This is a genomic window from Ferruginibacter sp., from assembly GCF_028288465.1.
In the GTDB taxonomy this organism is placed as follows: domain Bacteria; phylum Bacteroidota; class Bacteroidia; order Chitinophagales; family Chitinophagaceae; genus Ferruginibacter.
Genome location: NZ_JAQBNR010000015.1, coordinates 258249 through 279347, shown reverse-complemented (window position 1 = coordinate 279347; position 21099 = coordinate 258249). Strand labels below are relative to the sequence as shown.

Here is a 21099-nt window from a genome sequence, read left to right as displayed (position 1 = left end):
TTCTAATTTACTTCCAGCTGATCTTTGGATGGTAATTTCGGAAAAGGTGTATGTGGATCTGCCTGGTACCAAAAAACAGTGGATGCAATATCATCCTGCAATGGAAGGTAGCGGCCGTCATGTCGCCAGCCGAGGTCTTGTATGGTTACTTTCAAATCTTTTTCAAAACGAATGGGATCTTTGATGTGCCAGCGATATAAGCCAAACCGTTGCGCTACTTCATAATGCCCGTCGCCTTTTATTACCTGGTGCAAGCCTGCATAAGGTGTACAATACTCTGTATAGTTGGATTGCTCTACACCTGCTTCATTTTTTTTCTGTGTATCAAAATCATAGGAGCCGCAAAAATAATCTTCTGTACCCGTACCACAAATAGTAGGATAATTGGTATCACCATCCATAAAAAATTTTATTTCTCCTTCGCCCCACCAGCCATTGTTTTTAGAGCCATAGGCAATATACGTTCCTACGTACTGACCTTTACCTTTAATATTATCAACCAATACATAATCCTGTTTGTAAGGCAGTGGATTGGTGCGGTTAAACTGTGCATGAAAATAGGCCGCATCCGACGGTACTTCAGTTAACGTATAATCTACCTGGTAGTACAATACCATATCGGCATCGTCTATATTTTCCATGGTGATTTTACATTTTTTTCTGAACGGCATCGGCCAGTAACAGTTAAATGCACTGCCCGGGTTTACACAAACTGCCAGCGATTGCAAAGGCGAGTATTTACCCCAACCCATGCCAAAAAAGTCGCCCACCGGAACTTCTACCGAAGGCGTAGTTTCATCATCCCAATAAAAGCGGATAATAGAATAGCGCCAGTTACCGGTAGGCGTCATCCAGATATGTTGTATGGAACCGGGGCCCGTGATCTCCGCCACTGTAAAAGTAGTTTTAGATTTAATCACCACACTCGGACTAACTTTCCAGCCCTGCCCCAGATCCCTGCTTGCCCTGCTTCCGGTGCCGGTAGTAGCTTTGCCGCCTTCGCCTTTTGCACCATTAAAATTTTCAGGACTGACAGACCTTGTTTTAGCATCTGACATCCGGAACAAATTGCCCATATCTGTTTCGAGGCCATTAAATTTTTGCGCCTGTACGGTAGCGCAGACAACAACACAAAAAAATATACAACTGGTAATCTTTTGCATGATGATTGGTTTAAAATATATAAAATTGCACGAACCTGTTCGATTGCTATTAACCCATATAACCGCATGCCGGTTTTGTTAATTTATTGACCACTATCATTGAAGGCGTTGCTTTAGATCAGCAACACTTAAGTTCAACTTTCCAACATCTTCAATATACAACGCTGATTGAATATAGCGCCGTTCTATCAAATCAATTCCCTATTGCCTTTTTAGGTTCAATTATTTTATATCCCTTCCAGCCAAAATACAACACGAACAAAAAGCAAACCAGCGGAACAATATAGGCCATCTGGATGCTGCCCGTTTTATCAGAAATTTGGCCCATGATGGGTGGAATAAAGGCGCCGCCAACAATGGACATCACCAGGAATGAAGAAGCTATTTTGCTTTCTTCGCCCAGCCCTTTTATACCCAGCGCAAAAATGGTAGGGAACATTATAGACATAAAGAAAGGCACTGCCAGCAACGAATACGCTGCTACTTTACCTGAAGCCAACAGAGCTACCGTAAGCAATATAACGTTTATAACTGCATACAAACTCAGTAATTTGGCGGGCTTTATATAACGCATAAAAAAAGTGCCTGCAAAACGCCCGAGCATAAAACCAACCATGGCTATAAAGCCCCAGTAATAGGCTGCTTCTTTTTCAGGCATGCCCATGGTATATCTTGAAAAACGAATGAAAAAGCTACCCACGCCTACCTGTGCACCTACATAAAAAAATTCTGCAATCACCGCCCAGGTAACATGGCTGTGGCGAAATACGCTTAAGGAAAACGACTTGTGTCCATGTCCGTCATCCTCCGCATCTTCTTCCTTAATTTCCGGCAGGCGGGTAAAAACAAAAAACAATGCTACCAGCAATACCACACCTGCAATAATCATATAGGGTACTTTAATTCCACTTGCTTCGAACGTGAGGTAGTTATTAAGCTGTTCCGGAGAGAATTGCTTCAGTTCTTCCGGTGTATGTTCAATACCAGAAAGAATAAATTGACCGCCAATAATGGGCGCTATAAAAGCACCTACCCCATTAAAGGATTGAGCAAAATTCAACCGTTGTTCAGAAGAAGCTTTGTCTCCCAGTTTGGTGATGTATGGATTTGCTACAGTTTCTAAAAACGTAGCGCCACTGGCGATGATAAAGAGCGCCACCAGGAAAAAATCGTAGCTGCGGGCGGAAGCAGCCGGAATAAACAATGCCGCACCAATTGCATACAACAACAAACCAAAAAGAATCCCCTTTTTATAACCGTATTTGTGCATAAACCAACCTGCCGGTAAAGCCACGAAAAAATAACCCAGGTAAACAGCCGTATCAATAAACGACGATTGCAAATCTGACAACTGGCAGGCCTTTTTTAAATGCGGAATTAAAATGGGATTGATATTGTGTAAAAAAGCCCATAAAAAAAACAGGCTCGTAATTAAAGCAAAAGCTACCTTATAGCTTGCGGCTTGCGGTTGTTGATTCGGCATAGTGATCGTTAAAGATGTTTGTAAACCCTGGTAATTTTGTTTATAAATATACAGTACTGCTAATGATAAAAATCGCTTTTAAAAATAATGGATGTTTTGGTTAAAATAGTTCTACTGCTTCAGTGCAATGGTGTTGGTCATTGTACCAATACCTGAAATGCTGATGTTTACTACATCTCCGGCCTGCAGCGTAAAATCATTCGGCGGTACTACGCAGGTGCCGGTCATTAAAAAAGCCCCGTGTTCAAAATCCATTTCTTTATATAACCAGCCCGCCAGTTCAGGCAACGACCGTTTCAGATTGGCCAGTGTAGTGGCATCATCAAACATTTTTTCGCCGTTGCGGTGAATGGTAATTGCTATAGAAGTGGTCATGGCAATAGGTTCATTGATCACCAGCAAACAAGGACCAAGCGCAGCACTTCTTTCGTACATTTTTGCCTGTGGCAGGTACAGTGGGTTTTCGCCTTCAATGCTTCTTGAACTCATGTCGTTGCCAATGGTATACGCCTGTATTGTTCCCAGGGAATTGATATACAAAGCCAGCTCGGGTTCGGGCACATCCCATTTGGAATCTTTCCTGATATTTACCAGTTGTCCGTGGCCTGAAACACGGTGTGGCAAAGACTTAAAAAACAATTCCGGTCTTTCTGCCTCATACACCCGCTGGTAACAATCCGCGGCACCGGTATCTTCAGATTCTTCCATCCTCGCATCCCGGCTACGCAGGTAGGTAACACCGGCCGCCCAAACTTCCTGGCTGCCAATGGGTGGCAAAATATTTTCTTTAATATTATTGGCTGCATCTTCATGTGTCATCGCTTCAGCACTGGCTGACAACTGTAACAAATGACTGTATAAGTTTTGCTGGTTAATCAACAGATCCCAGTCATCTTTTAATAAAAAATAATTATCCTGCAGTTGAAGGATAATTCCCTTGGAAGTTTTGTATAAATGCATGTATGTTTATTTTTTGATGGTGTTAAGATCTACACCCAGCAGTTGTTTGGCCAGGGTTTGCAATGTTGCGTAACTACCCTCAAAATGACAGGTAGTTTGTTTGTATTCCCCGGTGGTACCCTTTTTTAATTCCAGTGCGGGCGAAGAAGATTCTACCTCGTAAAAAGGTCCCATCTGGGTTCCGTCCGCCAAGGGACCATCGTTGTAAGAATTAATAACATCTCCCTTATATGGTTCTTTTTGCATCTCCCATTTGCTGTTTACGTATGCAGCGTCTTTATTCACCTGGGGTATAATGATGGTCAGCACATTTTTTTTAAAATCAAAACTGGCGGCGATTGGTTTCGCAATCAATGGCGATAAGCCTATCTTGCTGCGCAGCTTTCCATCGCAGGTAAAATACAATACGCTGTCAGCCACCTGCAAGCGCTCTTTTGGAATATCACCAAAATAATTATCCGTAATAAAACTCCTGGCGTTGGGAATGCCATGAAAGGGAATAATGACCGTTGTTTCGGAGGAAGGTGTAAACATACCAAGCAGCCAAACAGATACTAATCCTTTATCTTTCGTCCAGTCATTGCTGCCGGTATTGGTTATTTTATTGCTGGTTTCAAATCCAACAACATGAACATCCGCAGGAATGGAAATATTTAGTCTTTGACTAAGCTGATCTTTACCAAGCAGGCTTACAGTTCTTTCAATGGCAATCTCAAAGCTGGTTCCGCTATAATTTTTTATGCTGGCTTTTTTTGAAAATACCGCCATCGATTTATCCGACTTTGTTACGTCATAACTATCAGTATCAATAACGGAAGGCACCTGCCAGTGCGCTATATTAAAAGAATCACCACCTTTAAAATACAAGGAATACTGGCCGCCTTCAGGTCCCATCCAAAAACGTTCTTCACCCCCAACGGGGTTAAACTGTTTCTTTTTTTCAGGCGCCGAAATCAAGTCATAATTCAACCAGCCAAAACTGTTACCGTCATCTCCCAGGGCGGTACTGGTCATTACCCGTCCCTGGTAATCGGCTGATAACAGCACTTTCGCCGAACTGTCTCCGCTGGTTAATTCAATCACTTTGGCTGTGTGCTTTTTTAAAAAGGCAGCGTCATAAGCGTAGGTGCCTTTGGCTGCGGAATCTTTTACTGCAGCCGCTTCCGTATTATTGGAGGCAGGATTACACCCGGCAGCACCCAGTAACAAACAGGGGTAAAAAAACAGGTAATTTTTCATATTGCAAGCTTTATTTAATTTGATTCGCTTTACCGGAACGCTGTATTGTTGTGCTACAGAAAACATATGGCCGGTTGACAAATGGTATACAATCCATGCATACAATAATTCCTCAATTTATACCATTAAACAATTCCCCATTTCCACTAAAGGAATTTTTACTGGTACTATTTTACCTTTATCAAAGGCAATACAAATAGCCCGGTAATTGCCGGGCCTGTAAGGGAGCGCATTTATTCGTCGCTGATATGCTTAAACTTCGGCACCAGCAAATGCATAATGCCCCAGGCAAGTACGTAAGCCAGTCCGCAAATAATAAACATAATATAATAGCCAGTTTCAATATGCCCCGCTGCCTTAAAGTGATCAAATAATTGTCCGGCGAGCCAGGCAATCAAAATACCGCCTGCAGCGCCCGCCATACCACCAATACCGGTAACAGACCCCACCATTTTTTTAGGAAACATATCGCTTACGGTAGTATATATATTCGCACTCCAGGCAGCATGGGCGCCGGCTGCAATGCCGATAATGATCACCGCATACCACTTATCAAAATGCCCCAGCCATTGGGAAAATACAACGGGCAAAGCACACAGCGCATACAGCAACATCGCCATTTTACGGGCTTTAAAAACAGGCCAGTTTCGCTTTATGAGGTTCATCGGTAACCAGCCGCCAAAAATACTACCCACAGCAGACAGCGAATACACAAGTGACACAGGTAAGGCCACAGCTGTACCTTCCATATGGTACTGCTCTTTTAAAAAAGCCGGCAGCCAGAAAAGATAAAACCACCATACAGGATCGGTTAAAAATTTACCAAGGGCAACGGCCCAGGTTTGTTTATAGCCCAATAATTTTATCCAGGAAGTTTTTTCATCCACCATCGCCTGTTCATTATCAGATACAGTATCGCTGTGGATATAATCAAATTCTTCTTTTGACAAGCGATGCTGCCTGGCTGGTGTTTCATAAAAATAATACCACAATACCAGCCATATAAAACCAATGGAGCCGGTTATAATAAATGCCCATTTCCACCCCATGGTTGCCGCTATAAACGGCACGGTGAGCGGCGCTACGATGGCGCCGATATTGGCTCCTGAATTAAAAATACCTGTAGCAAAAGCCCGCTCCTTTTTGGGAAACCATTCCGCCACCGTTTTAATAGCAGCCGGAAAATTACCGGATTCACTGATGCCTAAAAAAGCACGGGCAACACCGAACCCGACTGTGCTGGTCACCAGCGCATGCGCTGCCGCAGCAAGGCTCCATAAAAAAGTGTACAATGCGTAACCGCTTTTAGTGCCTGCCTTATCAATAAACCGTCCTGCCATCAGCATACCCAGTGCATACGCTAACTGAAAAGCAATTACAATGTTGGAGTAGTCCGATTCCGTCCAGTGAAATTCTTTAGTAAGATCAGATTTCAGCAGGCTGATTACCGCCCTGTCGAGATAATTAATGGTAGTGGCAAAGAAAATCAAGGAGCAGATCGTCCAGCGATAATTTCCGGCAGGCTGTTTCATAAACCGTTCTAGTTTTGTTGATAGCGTTATTATTTTCGCTGCTGATCTTTTATGTTTTTTACCAGTTGCAAAACAATGGCCGTTTGGCTGGTTAACTCAGCAAAGTCTTTTTCTTCCATCAATTTTTTGGTGATGAGTTTGCTTCCTAGCCCTACCGCACACACGCCGTTTTTAAACCAGGCCGATAAATTTTCTGCCGTGGTATCCACACCACCTGTGGGCATAAAAGAGAGGTTAGGAAATATTTCGCGTATAGCTGAAATATAGCCCGGCCCTACCACGCTGCCGGGAAATATTTTTACCAGCGTAGCTCCATTTACTTCAGCTGCATGTATTTCTGTTGTGGTCATGCAACCCGGCATCCATGCCAGTCCTGCATCGTGTACAACTGCCCCTACCGCAGGGTCAATAAGCGGGCACACGATAAAAGCTGCCCCGGCTTCAATAAATGCTTTTGCCGAAGCCGTTGTTTTGATTGTTCCAATACCCAGCTGCATGCCGGACATATCTTTATCAATCGCTTCAATTAACAACTTAAAATTATCTAAGGCATTGTCACCGCGGTTAGTATATTCTACTGCACGTATGCCGGCATCAAACAATGCCTTTAAAACCGCGATGCTTATTTCGCTGCTGTCGTGATAATATAATGGCAATATCCCCTGTTGTGTAACCAGCTGCTGTATGCTTTCTTTTTTAGTCATGTGTTGGTATAAATGCGTATACTTCGGCTGCTGTTTTATTGGTAGCATCGCCTGTTATAAATAATTTTTGAAAAGCAGCTGCGGTAGCATAGGCTACTGTTTGCTGCGGCGGCAAGCCGTTATAAAAACCATAAATCAAACCTGCCATAAAACAGTCACCGCTGCCTACCTTATCTTTTATAAAGCTGGTGCTATAGGTTGATGATACATATAATTGTTGCTGGTGGTACAACGTGGTATAGTATTTCAATGCCTCGTCACCAAAGCGAAATGTATTGGCTACGCTTTTACAAACGGGGTATTGCTGCAATATTTTTTGGGAAGTAATGTTACTTTGGCGAAGATAATTTTCCTGCTGGTTTATTGTTGCAACATCTTCCTCAAAGCCAATACCCAGCATGGTTTCAGCAGCCCAGATATTGCCCATTACCAGGTGGCAGTACTGTACCAGCGAAGGCATTATTTCAATCGGCTGCTTACCAAATTGCCAAAGCTTTGAGCGGTAATTAAGGTCAACAGAAATGAGTATCTTTTTTCCTGCGCAGGCTTCCAGGGCTTCTTTACAAACCAACGCTACATCAGCAGATAAAGCGGGGCAGATGGCGCTGAAATGAAACCATTCAACATCATCCAGCACTTTATCCCAGTCAATCATACCCGTTTTTAATTCAGCAAAAGAGGAATGAGCCCGGTCATAGATTACGCCGGCATTTTTTAAATCGGCACCCTGCGGTAAATAATAGCCACCGATTCTGTTACCAGCAAACTGTATAGAAGATGTGTCGATTTTGTTGGTGTTCAGCGAAGCCATAATGTCCCGGCTCAAATAATTATCCGGCAGCGCTGTACAATACTTAACCGGCATATCCCAAAGGGCAAGCGCATTGGCGGCATTTAATTCAGCCCCGCCGATAAAAACCGGGATGGATTGCTGCCGTATCCATTCCCCCTCCAGTACAGGTGAAAACCGCATGAGCAACTCACCAAAACACAACACTTTTTTTTTCAAGAAATTACCTGTTAGTTAGTTGAAAAAATATCCCTGTATTAAAACAGGTTATAAAAATACATTCCAAATTGTTCTTCGCATGAAAAATAAAAGTAACAAAATAAAACTTGTTTGCACTCAATTAGTGGCAGCCCGCACACCAAACAATTGCCGCTCTGCCTGCATCAATCCAACTCTGCGGCTGCCGCAGCATCCAATAAAATGGATACACGGGGATGAGCCATCAACAGGCTTGCCGGAATGGTATTGGTTATCCTGCCTTGTATGGCTTCGCGGATAATGGCTGCCTTCTTTGGCCCGCTGGCTACCAATACTACTTCTCTTGCAGACATAATCTGCGTCATCCCCAGGGTGATGCCCTTTGCCAATGCAGCGCCGGATGTAAAATACTTTTGACCTACCGCCGTGGTTACTTCATCCAGCTCAACTACATGTGCATTCAAAGCTGCGTCCACACCCGGTTCATTAAAACCTATGTGCCCATTCATTCCAATACCAACAAGGGCAAGATCAAGGCCGCCATGTTGTTCAATAGCCAGGTCAATACGGTTACACTCTGCTTTCAGATCATTTGCCATGGCATCAAAAAAATAAATTTTATCTTTTTGTATATGGAGCGGCCCAAATATTTTTTGCTGCAAAAAGTGGTAGCAGCTGCCCGGCGTTGCCGGCTGAATGCCCACCCATTCATCCAGGCCAATAAAGATAACGCCTGAAAAATCGACTCCTGCTTCCTGTGCTTTCGCTACTACCCTATCGTAGGTTAGCGCGGGCGTATCGCCACCGGCCAGGCACAGCACAGCATCGGGCTTTTGCTGTACGAGCTGTATAATTTTATCTGCACCAAAAGCAGACAATTCCTGGTAATTGGTAAACTTCGCAATCATCGTTTTCAATTTATCTGGTAAGCAATCTATTCAACATTTAACCCTTTATACCTGCTGCTTTTCATCTTTCAAAAGCAATTTTCCACTGTCATCATTTTCACTTGTTGAAGGCAGCGCCAACTATAATAAAAATTGCAGGCTGGCATTTACAACTGCTTCCATCGCCGCCGGCAATTGCTGCTCCGTCCAGGGATGTTTTCTGCCAAATACATGATCGGCATCCACCGTAAACAACTGCGCTGCAGGTTGCCAGCTTTTTAACATCATGGCATTTTCAATGGGCACTGCTGTATCGGCTGTTCCATGACAAATCAATACAGGGATGGCCAGGTGCTGCATGGCTTTGCTGATATCCAGTGCCTCCATATTGTTGCAGTAATCCAGATACAACTGGTAATACAAGGGCATTTGCTGTTTTGTACGGCTGTTGGTGTAGTATTGCACACCGCTTTGCTCCCATGCTGTCATTTGCTGGAGGGGCCAGTTGCCCCATGGTGTTTTACACTCGCTGACGGACGCCCAGGTAACCAACTTTTTAATACGTTCATCCTTTGCTGCCTGCAGAATGGCGATGCCGCCACCCATGCTATGCCCTATTAAATAAACACGGCTGCTGTCGATAGCCTGCCGGTAAGGGTTGCCTTTGCTGCACGTCCAGTCAATCACATCCGTTAAATCCTTCAACTCTCTTGAGTAATTATTATTTCCGAATGCTTCCAAATCTGCAAACACTTCGGGTTGCTCCGGCGTGGTTCCATTGTGAGAGAAATTAAACTTTACAAAAACAAATCCCCGCCTCGCAAATTCTTCCGCAATAAGGTCAAAATTACCCCAGTCTTTAAAGCCGTTAAACCCGTGTGCATAAATCACTACCGGCTTTTGTACCGCATCCTCTTTGAAAAAAATATCCAGCGTTACCGGATAATTTCCCTGCTTACCAAGCACTATATTTTTGACTTTTTGCATCGCTTAAAATTACATGTTTTCTATCTTATCAGCTGAAGTTACCCGCTTAAAAATTAACCATGTCATTTTAAACAGCGATTCTATTTTTTCAGCTTCTTCTGGTATGCTTTTCCTTACTGGTTGCGGAATTGACTGGATGCATTTAGTATGGCAAAAGAAAGGAAAAACGGTCTTATTGACCAAATTGCTTTTCCTGTACAATAAATCTTGCAACTGTCTTTTTTTACGATAAAATACCGCAAAATCCAAGTAAGCTTTTAATTTACCAGCAGTATCTTTCTACAGTTAACGAACATAAATTTCTGGCACATATTTTATCTCTATAACAGTGGATCTCATAGGAATAAAAAAAATAACGAGGCTGGATTTCTATCCGGCCTCCCTTTTTGATTTGGGCAGTCAACTCTTTTTCTTGTCCATGCCGGTCTCTCAACTGCCATTATGCATTCTTTAGCAGTAAAACCTTCCGGGAAAAATTTCAGCCACAGCGAACGATAACTACTCATAGGACTGATAATTTTTTTACAATTTTTGACCTCCCTGCTATCAAATATGTGTTAAAGGAAATGGCATGTTTGTTAAAAGGTAAAATTGGGTAGTTATAATTAAGTAAACGGTAAAACTCATCAATATGAATATAAGTATTCCTGGCTTATCTCAACTGAGATTAGACCTGGTAGTAGTACAGACCCCTCGCACTGTATGAAAAAATAATTGCTATAAAAGGATATCTACAATTCAATGGACACAAAATATTAACCACCGAAACATTAAATCTGAAGCAGTAGCGGTTCAAAGGCCCGGTTAGGCCAATTGATACGCCGGCCTGTTTAAACTATTTATAATATTTATGAATGATGAGGAACACAAATAACCGGGGCTTTGGGGTTGCGCTGGCATTTGCCAAAACGATTCATCAACCGCAGTTGTACACGCCGGTAATCAAGGTTTTTATTAATGTCATGTTTTCTGCCTGAGATGGCTGGTGGAATGACCTGCTGCAATCTGGCAAATTATCTGTTCTGCACTCAAATTCATTTTACCAGCTCAACGTACCGGCTATGCGTGTAATTCCGAATGTACAAAGTGAAATTACCTTAATTCAAACCAAATCGTCTGGATATTTTCATGCAATAGATCCGCTGGAAGTATCGCTGGCCGGGTTTTTAAATCAAAAAATATTTTTATTTTTATACCTACCTTATGAGTATCCATTTAAGTGCAGGCATATACGAATGTCTTTTAATGAATTGACATGTCAAAGGAAGAATTTAACTGGCTTTTTGTTAACAAGGTGAAACCGCTTCATCATGGGCAACGACTATTATCTAACCAGCGAATATATTGTACATCCAGACGAATCAACAAAGCCATAAGGTGAAATTTTTGGTTAATATATAATCACCAACGGTAGTACAAACGCCACAAATTATCTGTCATGCTTACGGAAACAAATATTAATTTTCGTTTACAGCAGTTTAATCAATCTGTTGTTTATACATCGCATCTGCCACTTTTGCATCAGGTAAAATGTTGCTGATTTCGAATTGCACTTTATTTAAAAATCCTGCAATTACCATATCTTCTCCGTTCATCAAAGCCTCATACCCATCCATCGCGACATCAGCCGCTGTAGCCAGTTTTTTGTCCTTTATATTATTGGCCTGCAGCATTTTTGCCTTGTTAAAAAAGTCAGTAGCTGTGGCGCCGGGTAGCAAAGAGGTAACTGTAACACCCGTATGCTTCACTTCTTCACGCACGGCTTCTGTAAAAGAATGTACAAATGCCTTTGTCCCCTGATAAACCGCCTGCAAAGGTCCTGGCAATTTTCCTGCGACCGAGGCTACATTCAAAATCTTTCCTTCACCCCGTACAACCATATCTGTTAAAAACAACTTGGTAAGGGTAATCAGCGTGCTGATGTTCTGTTGCACTACAACCAATTCTCTTTCTATGTCTGTATGCACAAATGCTCCATAATTGCTCTGGGAAGCGTCATTAACAAGTATGCTGATTACGATACCTGCTGACTGCATTTCTTCATAAATCTCGGTTGCTGCATTGCGCTCAAAAATATTTTTGTAAAGCGTTACAACTTTTACCTGATACCTGTCTGAAAGCTCATCACCCGCATTGCCAAGGGTCTCCTGGTCCCTCGCAATGATCACCAGGTTATATCCATCCCGGGCAAGCAGTTTTGCAAGTTCCAGCCCCACGCCACTGGTGGCACCGGTTAGTAATGCATAATGGTTTCTATTTGTCATATTTAAATTGTGAAAATTATTACATGATGGCTTTTAAAATATGTCAAAAACGTTGCCACGACGCTATAGTTCTTAAATAGTAATTTATGTAGATAAAAATCATCACAGAAAGGGCGAAAAAGACACAGATTTAAAATATTGGGATTTTCTTTCTCGCCACCTAAAAAAATCCGGCACTTATATTGCTATAAGTGGAGCATACGGCTAAAGAAAAATGTCATCTATACCCGTATTCGTGTGGTTATGCCATACTATAAAATCTGATATGATTATTTGCCTTTTCATTAACGACAGGAAAAATATTATTTATGAAACGACTAATTTTTTTATTACCCCCATTAATTTTTCTTTTAATTATTACAGATAATCTGATAATCAAAATATTGCTTTGTAGTGCATTAGTATTTATAATCACGACCGTAGTTTTACAAGGCTTTAATAAATCGGGAGGCTCATCTTCCTTTAGAAAAATAAGAAATTCGAGGATTCACCTGATAAGATTTGACGAAGAAAAGAAGCCTAACTTCGGTTAGTAGCTGTGAGCCCGCACTTTAATTTGGTCTTAGTCTCTTCGTTAAAACACCCCCCGGCAATCATGGTGATTGGAGATGAAATTAGTTTCTCTTTCATGATTTTTTCCCTTTAACGGACATTGGATAGCCATTTGTTAATCCTGAGTCTGCCAACCCGGGCTATGATTCAACCATTGTTAGCACACTATTAAAGGTGTTATCGAAGCATTGTTATTAAACCTGACGGATCAAAAGACTCATTTAATAAATGCTACAGGTGCAGGTTTTAATACGGCCTGAGGCACAGCAATCACTTAGATAACGTGTAAGAAAACTATCGCCAGGAATATCAATGAATGTATAATTCTAATCTATTCCTTTCCACGGAAAACGAAGGGCATAAGATCCAATTGTCTTGTCAGTTCAATTCAATCTGGTATAATATCCGCCGAAATTAACAGCCATTTATCAAGATACCTGTCGCCAGACAATTGCCCATTGAAACGCTACAATCATCTACGAGGCAAAGCTTCTTTATGCATACATCAAAAAGTGAAAAAATGCCCCTCGTTTTCTGTATACTACGCTCACGGTATCGCGGTCGATAATTCACTCCCATTCGTCGTGCGCCATGATCACTTATTTTAATTAATTTGATGGTAAAAACCAGCCTATAACCTGTATTGAAATATGATTTAATTGGACCCTGCTACAATTACCACGGAAAAAAATTGCGCAATAATATTTCTTTGCAGGGCCTGCACCCTGCAACAGGAAAAGCGCCCCTCATCAGGCAATGTTTCAGCAACCTGTAGCGTTGCGGACGCCGTTATTCTGATATGAAAGACTTCGCGTAGAAATTGCGGTTGCAATATGATGAGCCGGCTGAAGGATTTTGTTAGATTAATCATGTTCCCCGCACAGTAAACGTTTTACTCCCGCAGGTTTTGGCGGCAAGGCCAGGATTGTCATAAATTTTCAGCCTCCATTTTAGCCCCGGGCATTTAATGGGGCATACAAGAACAGCCATCAACGGCCCGTAAACCCAAGGCCGTATAAATCAATTTGTCGGCGCTATACAGGTTCTGCCATCATAGATAGTATTCTCTGGCATGAAATGATTAAGACACTTTAAAGGCCTATTAAGAAAGAAATATGGCTGCTCCGCCAGAGCATTGCAGCAGGTGTTAAAACATGAAATTATCGTATCAATAATAAGGAAGCAGATTGTGTTTTACCCGCCGGGATTTATTTCTACACCTCATTTATCAATTATAATCAACACCGTAAAAATTCTTGAATACACCAATCGAATCCGTTAAAATAATCTTAAAATACCTGCAGTTTAATGCTCCTGTTGAGGTATCTCTGCATGGCCATAAGTTATTGTTTACTACATGTAACAGGCTATTGGCAGGCGTTATCAACCCGGTCAGTCCTTGTGCTTTCCTGCATCAATATTCTTTCGGGCATGATTTTTAATAGAATTTTTTGTTAAATAATTCGTGCATTTTTTATTCTTCACAAAAAACTAAATGCTTTCACAAAAAAACAAAGTCGCATGAGAAAAAGTATGCTATTGATGGCTGCGCTCATTTTTTGCAGCGTCCATTTTTTATTTGCCCAGCAGATAAAAGGAAAGGTAACAGATAATAGCGGTGTTGCTGTTGAAGGCGCATCAGTAAAAATTAAAAACTCCTCCACAGGAACTAGCACTGCTTCAGACGGTAGCTTCGCATTGGATGCCTCCGGACCAGTAACGTTGGAAGTTTCGAGTATTGGATTTACCCCTAAAACGGTTTCGGCATCACCGGGTCAAACAATTACCATTGCGCTGGTGAGCACCGATGGTAAAAATCTCAATGAAGTTGTAGTAACGGCCTTGGGTATTACAAGGTCTAAAAACACATTGCCTTATGCAGCCCAAAAAATACAGGGAAGTGATGTGAGCCAGTCGCGTAATAACAATTTTGTCAGTACGCTCAGTGGTAAAGTCGCCGGACTTGAAATCAGGCAGAACAATACCATCGGCGGAAGTACCAACGTAACGTTGCGGGGTGCCAAATCGCTCACTGGCAGTAACCAGGCGTTGTTTGTAGTGGATGGGGTTCCGTACGATAATGCCAACAATAACACCAGCGACCAGGTTACGGGGCGTGGCGGTTACGACTATGGAAACTCTGCAGCTGATATCAATCCGGACAACATCGAAAACATTACGGTGTTGAAAGGTGCAGCCGCAAGTGCATTGTATGGATCAAGAGGTAGCAATGGCGTAATTCTTATCACTACCAAAAAAGGAAAAAAGGGATTGGGTATTACTGTTAACACCGGCGTTAGTGTGAGTTCAATTTTAAGAAATACCTTTCCAAAATACCAGACGAAATATGGTGAAGGATACGGATCTTACTTTGATGAAACAGATGTAAACGGCGATGGTGTGCCGGATAAAACGGCACCCACACAGGATGACGCATCTTGGGGAACAGCATTCGATCCCAACCTGCAGGTGTATCAATGGGGGGCTTTTGTACCAGGTTCGCCTACTTTCGGCAAGGCAACACCGTGGGTAGCCGGAAAGCATGACCCCTCTTACTTTTTTGAAAAACCACTCTCCTACAATGGTAGCATATTGGTGGAGACAGGCAACGATAAAACTAATTTCTCCATGGGATATACGCGGAACGATGAGTACGGAGTATTGCCAAACAGCAATGTGGTAAAGGATCTGCTGAACTTTTCTGTGTCTTATAAACTAACCAGTAATCTAACGGCCGGGGCTGCCGCCAACTATTCAAAAATTGCAGGTAAAGGTCGTTTTGGTACAGGGTACGATGGCGCGAATGCGCTCAATTTAATGACCAACTTCAGGGAATGGTGGGCTGTAAATACTGACCTGAAAGAATTGAAGGATGCCTATTACAGGAATTATCAAAATGTAACATGGAATCCCCATTCGCCCACTACCGGCGAACTACAGCCGGAGTTTTGGGACAATCCCTATTTCACCCGTTTCCAGAGTTATGAAACCGATGGCAGAAACCGCATTTTTGGTAACATGTATTTAAATTATCAGCCATTGAAATGGCTTAATCTGCTAGGTCGGGTTTCACTGGATAACTATGCAGAAAATGAACAGGAAAGAAAAGCAGTGGGAAGTGTAGGTGTTCCATTTTACAGAAGGTTTAATCAAACCTACAATGAAATAAATTATGACCTGCTGGCCAATGCTACCTGGAAGCTGAACAGTGATGTTGAATTAAAAGCATTATTAGGTTCCAGCACCAGGGTGCAAAGCCGTTCCAGCATTGATCAAAGCACCAACGGAGGGTTGGCACTGGCAGGCTTGTACACCATTTCAAACTCAATTAATGCCCCTGCTCCACCTGTAGAACTGGATGGTACCCGTAGGATTGAAGGTGTTTTTGCCGGTGGTACGTTTGCCTATAAAAATACTTATGTGTTGGATGCAACTATCCGCCGCGACCGCTCCTCTACCCTGCCTGATAAAAACAATGTATTTTATTATCCGTCAGTGTCGGCAGGCTTTGTATTTTCCCAGCTTGTAAAACCGGATTGGCTGAACTATGGTAAAGTGAGAGCCAACTATGCAGAGGTTGGTGGCGACGCCCCGTTGTATACAGTAACCGATACTTATGTAAACGAGGTAGATCCCAACTCGGGCCAGCCAGTTGTTTCGTATAACGGAAACGCATTATTTTCCGTAAGCGGTACTAAAAATAATCCTGATTTAAAACCGGAACGGACCAAAAGTTTTGAGGTGGGTTTAGAGATGGCTTTCTTTAAATCAAGGCTTGGTTTTGATGCCAGTTATTATGATGCCAAAACGGTTGACCAGATATTGCCATTGACAGTTTCAACAGCTACCGGCTATTCCCGGAAATATGTTAACTCGGGTACTATTCAAAATAAGGGGATAGAAATATCGCTGTATGGCAGCCCAATAAAAACAAACGATTTTAGCTGGGATATTAACGTTAACTGGACAAGAAACCGCAGCAGGGTAACCAAGTTATTTGGCGATATTGATAACATCGTACTTGGATCGTTCCAGGGCAGCATCACACTGAATGCTTCGTTGAACGAGCCGTACGGAACCATTCATGGAACAGATTATGTGTACACTAACGGGCAAAAAACAGTGGATGCAGATGGCAATTATTTAATTACCCCTACCAACAATATAACCATCGGCAATATCAATCCCGACTGGATTGGAGGCATTAGCAATAAGTTTACCTACAAGGGATTCAGCCTTGGGTTCTTAATAGATGTACGGCAAGGCGGAACGGTATTCAGCACCGATATGTATTATGCACTTGCCGGCGGGCTATATGAAGAAACCGCCGTAAACAATGATCTCGGCAACCCGATACGTGATCCTTTAACTTCAGACAGCAAAAGCGGTGGTATTATAAGGGAAGGCGTTACTGCAGATGGCAAGACGAATACAATAAGAGCCAGTATAAGTGATTATGGACAATTTGATAGCTATATTTCTTCTCCCGATAAAAGATTTGCTTACGATGCCAGTTATATAAAATTAAGAGAAGCATCCGTAGGCTACTCCCTGCCATCCCGGCTATTTCACAAAGGGCTTAAAGGAATTGATATTGCCCTCGTAGGCCGCAACCTGGCCATTCTTCATAAAAACCTGCCTTATGCAGATCCGGAAGACGGCTTCAGTTCAGGTAACCTGCAGGGTATACAAACAGGATCTTATCCTGCAGTTAGAAATATGGGGATCAATATCAAATTCAAATTTTAAACGCATCAATTACTTTATATGAAAAAGCTATTTTATTATATTTTTATACTGGGTGGGATACTGCTGGTCTCCTGCAAAAAAGACATCACCAACCTCAATATAAATCCTAATTTACCCTCCACTGTAAGTTCGGCTTCCCTGTTTTCGAACGCAACGGTTAACCTTGCCGATGCCATGGCGAGCACCAACGTAAATACCAACAATTTTCGTTTATTTGCCCAGTACTGGACAGAAACCATTTACCGGGATGAAACCCGTTATAATTTAAATGGCAGAAGTATATCTGACCGCTGGTGGGCGACTTTTTACAGGGATGTAATAAAGGATTTAACTGAGGCGAGCAAAGTGGTTTCCAAGGAAACGCTGAACCTGAGTGCAGCAACCATAAAAAACAGGCAGGCAATTAATGATATACTGATTGTGTATAGTTATTATACGCTGATAACCAGTTTTGGCGACGTGCCCTATACAGATGCACTGAACATTGATCTATTGCAACCTAAGTATGACAAAGCTGCTGATATATTTACAAAGATCAGCGCTACATTAGATGCATCCCTCTCTGCCCTCGATGAGTCGGCAAATGGGTATGGCAGTGCAGATTTCATTTTGGGCGGCGATATTGCCGGCTGGAAACGCTTCGGCAATTCGCTTAAAATGAGAATGGGTATGCTGATAGCAGACGTTGACCCCGCCACTGCCAGTACCATGATTTTAGCTGCTGCACCCAATGTGATAACAGATAATTCAGAAAATATTAAAATGAATTACCTGTCTTCTCCACCCAATACTAACCCGGTTTGGGAAGATTTGATTCAAAGCGGCCGGCATGATTTTGTTGCAGCCAATACCATCATTGATATTATGAAGCCGTTAAATGACCCCAGGATTCCGTTGTATTTTGACCCGGCAATAACAGCTGGCCGCGGCTATATTGGTCAAAAACCCGGGGTCGGCGCCACTTTCAATGACTATTCAGCACCGTCAGCCACCCTTTCTGCCACCCAGTTTCCGCATACTTTTTTTAGCTACAGCGAAATGGAATTTTTTAAGGCCGAAGCGATTGAAAGAGGTATAAATGTAGGCGGAACAGCGGAGGGGCATTACAACAATGCCATCGATGCATCCATTGAAGAATGGGGAGGCACGGCGGCTCAGGCCTTAATTTACCGCACGCAGCCGGCAGTAAAATACACTACCGCGACCGGTACTTATAAGCAGAAAATCGGGCTTCAATCCTGGCTGGCTTTATACAACCGCGGATACGATGCGTGGACACAATGGAGAAGGCTGGATTATCCAACCCTTGTTATTCCATCCGGTGCATTTTTCAGTGATGGCGAAACACCTGCGGTTATTAAAAGACTCACCTACCCTGTTGTAGAACAAAACCTTAACAAAGCCAACTACACAGCCGCAGCAGCAGCTGTTGGCGGGGATTTAAAGACTCAGAAATTATGGTTCGATAAGTTTTAATTACACTCTTTACATGTATTATATATTTTCCCGGCTGTTTCAGGCCGGGATTTTTTTGTTATTGCCGTTCCGGACAGCCACAGTATTCGCACTTTTATTAATACAAATGCCCTATTTTTATCTGACGGCACTAATCAAAAAATTACGAAAATAACACCAAACCAAAAATCAGCGAATGAACAAGAGACGTATCATGTTGCCTGATATATTTTTTACGGGTCTGCTTGTACTGTTATTTATCACCAGTTTTATTTCTTATCAACGCATTAACTCGCAAACTGAAACCAGCAATTTATTAAATACCAGTTACAGAATAAAAAACAGGGTCAACCAGGTGCTGAGTGACTTGTTAAACGCAGAGACCGGGGTACGCGGCTTTTTGCTTACTAAAAAACAAACCTTTTTGCAACCCTATTATGGGGCTTCGGATAAGGTAGAAACAAGCATCGATGTAATTAAGGAACTGTTGGAAAACGATGCGCAACAACAAAAAAATGCAGATAGCCTGAGGATACTGTCAGTCAGGAGTTTTGAATTGTTAAGTTTGGTTTTAAAAGAGAATGAGACCGGGGTTACCTCAGCTGATTCGCTGGATATTTTTTTTGATAAAGGCAAATTTGTAATGGATAATGTTAGAAGCCTGGTTACACACATGCTGGAAATTGAAGATGATTTAATATCCCGGAGAAAATTACAACAGGAATATACCGCTTTTATAACCCCCCTTTACTCACTGCTGTTTTCATTGATTGCCATCATTATTGTAACCATCGCTTTTTTCAGACTGAGAAACGAAATGCGTTTACGTGTGAGGGCAGAAGACAACGAAGCAATGGCGCAGCAGCTTCAGGAAACCGCAAAAAACTTTGCTGCCGAGCTGGAAATAAAAGTAACAGAACGTACCGAGCAATTGAAAAACCTGAATGAAGAACTAACCATCACAAACAATATTTATGCCCATGCCGAGGAAAACGCCTCCATCGGCAGTTATTCGTGGAATATGCAAAGCGGAGAGCTTAAATATTCTGACAACCTGTTTCGCCTGCTTGGATACGAACCTGGTGATTTTATGCCAACATTTGAATCCTTCCTCAGGTTTATTCACCCGGACGATAAAGAGCAGGTTATCAGGGATGGTAAAGAAACATTTGAAACCAAAACCCTTGTTGAACATGACTACCGAATCATCACCAAACAGGGCTCCATTCGCCATATGCGCTCCAGTGGCAGATTTATAGAAAACGAAAACAGTACCTTATTGATAGGTACAGTACAGGACGTGTCCAAAGACGTTTTACTCAGGGAAACGCTGGCAGCAAAAAACCTTGAACTGGAACAGAATAATGAAGAGCTGGAATCTTTCACTTATATCGCCTCACATGATTTACAGGAGCCATTGAGAAAAATTCAATCCTTTAGTAAATTGATTCTTGCCAAAGAAACTGAATTGGCTTTTAGTGAGGCTACTAAAGATTATTTTAACAGAATTGTTTCCGCGGCCGCCCGCATGCAAAATCTCATCAATGCATTGCTGAGTTATTCCAACGCCAGTAAGCAGGAAATACAGTTTAAGGCTACCAACCTCAACCTGGTAATAGAAGAAGTAAAAACAAACCTCACTGAATTACTCGACGAAAAAAAAGTAACTATTGAATGCGGCAAGCTGCCAACCGTGCCAGGTATACAAATGCAATTGGTGCAACTGTTTTCCAACCTTATTCACAATGCGGTGAAATACAGTAAAAAAGATTCAGCGCCCCATATTATTATACATGCTCAACTGCTTGCTGATGAAGTATCGAAAGCAGAAATACCCGGGGTAAAGGGTAAGTTCTGGAAGATAGCTATCGCTGACAATGGAATTGGATTTGACCAGCAGTATGAACATAAAATTTTTGAACTTTTTCAGCGACTGCACGGCAGGTCGGCCTACGAAGGCACGGGCATAGGGCTGGCTATTTGTAAAAAAATTATGCACAATCACAATGGCTTTATCACCGCCAGCGGACAAACAGGCATTGGAGCGATATTTAATTTATATTTGCCCTGCCAAGATGAATTGGTTGATATTAGCCAGTAATTCCGTAATTTGTAGACAGCCCGGTAACAAAGAAA

Annotated in this window: 13 protein-coding genes; 3 read left to right on the top strand and 10 right to left on the bottom strand. The window is 42.3% G+C overall.

The features are described from left to right. Window positions 1–2: 2 nt before the first annotated feature. From JWR61_RS06225 to JWR61_RS06180, 10 genes are all read right to left on the bottom strand, one after another. Window positions 3–1163, bottom strand: coding sequence for a glycoside hydrolase family 172 protein (locus JWR61_RS06225; protein WP_301926972.1), 1161 nt, complete (start codon window positions 1161–1163; stop codon window positions 3–5). Window positions 1164–1356: 193 nt separating this feature from the next. Then, on the bottom strand, window positions 1357–2646 hold the full coding sequence (gene fucP / locus JWR61_RS06220; protein ID WP_301926971.1) for an L-fucose:H+ symporter permease: 1290 nt from the start codon (window positions 2644–2646) through the stop codon (window positions 1357–1359). Between the two features lie 111 nt (window positions 2647–2757). Further along, complete coding sequence (locus JWR61_RS06215) at window positions 2758–3606, bottom strand: fumarylacetoacetate hydrolase family protein (RefSeq protein WP_301926970.1); 849 nt, start codon at window positions 3604–3606, stop codon at window positions 2758–2760. 6 nt (window positions 3607–3612) lie between these two features. Further along, the gene (locus JWR61_RS06210; RefSeq protein ID WP_301926969.1) at window positions 3613–4845 is read right to left on the bottom strand and encodes a DUF6786 family protein; all 1233 of its coding nucleotides are present in this window, start codon (window positions 4843–4845) and stop codon (window positions 3613–3615) included. A gap of 233 nt (window positions 4846–5078) precedes the next feature. Beyond that, on the bottom strand, window positions 5079–6377 hold the full coding sequence (locus tag JWR61_RS06205; RefSeq protein WP_301926968.1) for an MFS transporter: 1299 nt from the start codon (window positions 6375–6377) through the stop codon (window positions 5079–5081). Between the two features lie 29 nt (window positions 6378–6406). Next, complete coding sequence (locus tag JWR61_RS06200; RefSeq protein ID WP_301926967.1) at window positions 6407–7081, bottom strand: bifunctional 4-hydroxy-2-oxoglutarate aldolase/2-dehydro-3-deoxy-phosphogluconate aldolase; 675 nt, start codon at window positions 7079–7081, stop codon at window positions 6407–6409. Then, entirely contained in the window at window positions 7074–8090 is a 1017-nt protein-coding gene (locus JWR61_RS06195; RefSeq protein WP_301926966.1) for a sugar kinase, read from the bottom strand. Before JWR61_RS06195 ends, JWR61_RS06200 begins: the two co-directional genes overlap by 8 nt. Before the next feature lie 164 nt (window positions 8091–8254). Continuing rightward, the gene (locus JWR61_RS06190) at window positions 8255–8977 is read right to left on the bottom strand and encodes a glucosamine-6-phosphate deaminase (protein ID WP_301926965.1); all 723 of its coding nucleotides are present in this window, start codon (window positions 8975–8977) and stop codon (window positions 8255–8257) included. A 120-nt stretch (window positions 8978–9097) separates the two neighbouring features. Continuing rightward, a complete protein-coding gene (locus tag JWR61_RS06185; protein WP_301926964.1) occupies window positions 9098–9943 on the bottom strand; it encodes a S9 family peptidase in 846 nt (281 codons plus the stop codon). A 1478-nt stretch (window positions 9944–11421) separates the two neighbouring features. Then, window positions 11422–12207 carry an SDR family oxidoreductase gene (locus tag JWR61_RS06180; protein WP_301926963.1) on the bottom strand — a complete coding sequence of 262 codons (786 nt, stop codon included), beginning with the start codon at window positions 12205–12207 and terminating at the stop codon, window positions 11422–11424. 2073 nt (window positions 12208–14280) lie between these two features. Between JWR61_RS06180 and JWR61_RS06175 the strand changes: the two genes are divergently transcribed. The 3 genes from JWR61_RS06175 (at window position 14281) to JWR61_RS06165 (ending at window position 21064) form a co-directional block, all read left to right on the top strand. Beyond that, window positions 14281–17508, top strand: a complete 3228-nt coding sequence (locus tag JWR61_RS06175) for a SusC/RagA family TonB-linked outer membrane protein (RefSeq protein ID WP_301926962.1) — start codon at window positions 14281–14283, stop codon at window positions 17506–17508. An 18-nt stretch (window positions 17509–17526) separates the two neighbouring features. Beyond that, the gene (locus tag JWR61_RS06170) at window positions 17527–18984 is read left to right on the top strand and encodes a SusD/RagB family nutrient-binding outer membrane lipoprotein (protein ID WP_301926961.1); all 1458 of its coding nucleotides are present in this window, start codon (window positions 17527–17529) and stop codon (window positions 18982–18984) included. Between the two features lie 175 nt (window positions 18985–19159). Beyond that, entirely contained in the window at window positions 19160–21064 is a 1905-nt protein-coding gene (locus JWR61_RS06165) for a CHASE3 domain-containing protein (RefSeq protein WP_301926960.1), read from the top strand. Window positions 21065–21099: the final 35 nt, after the last annotated feature.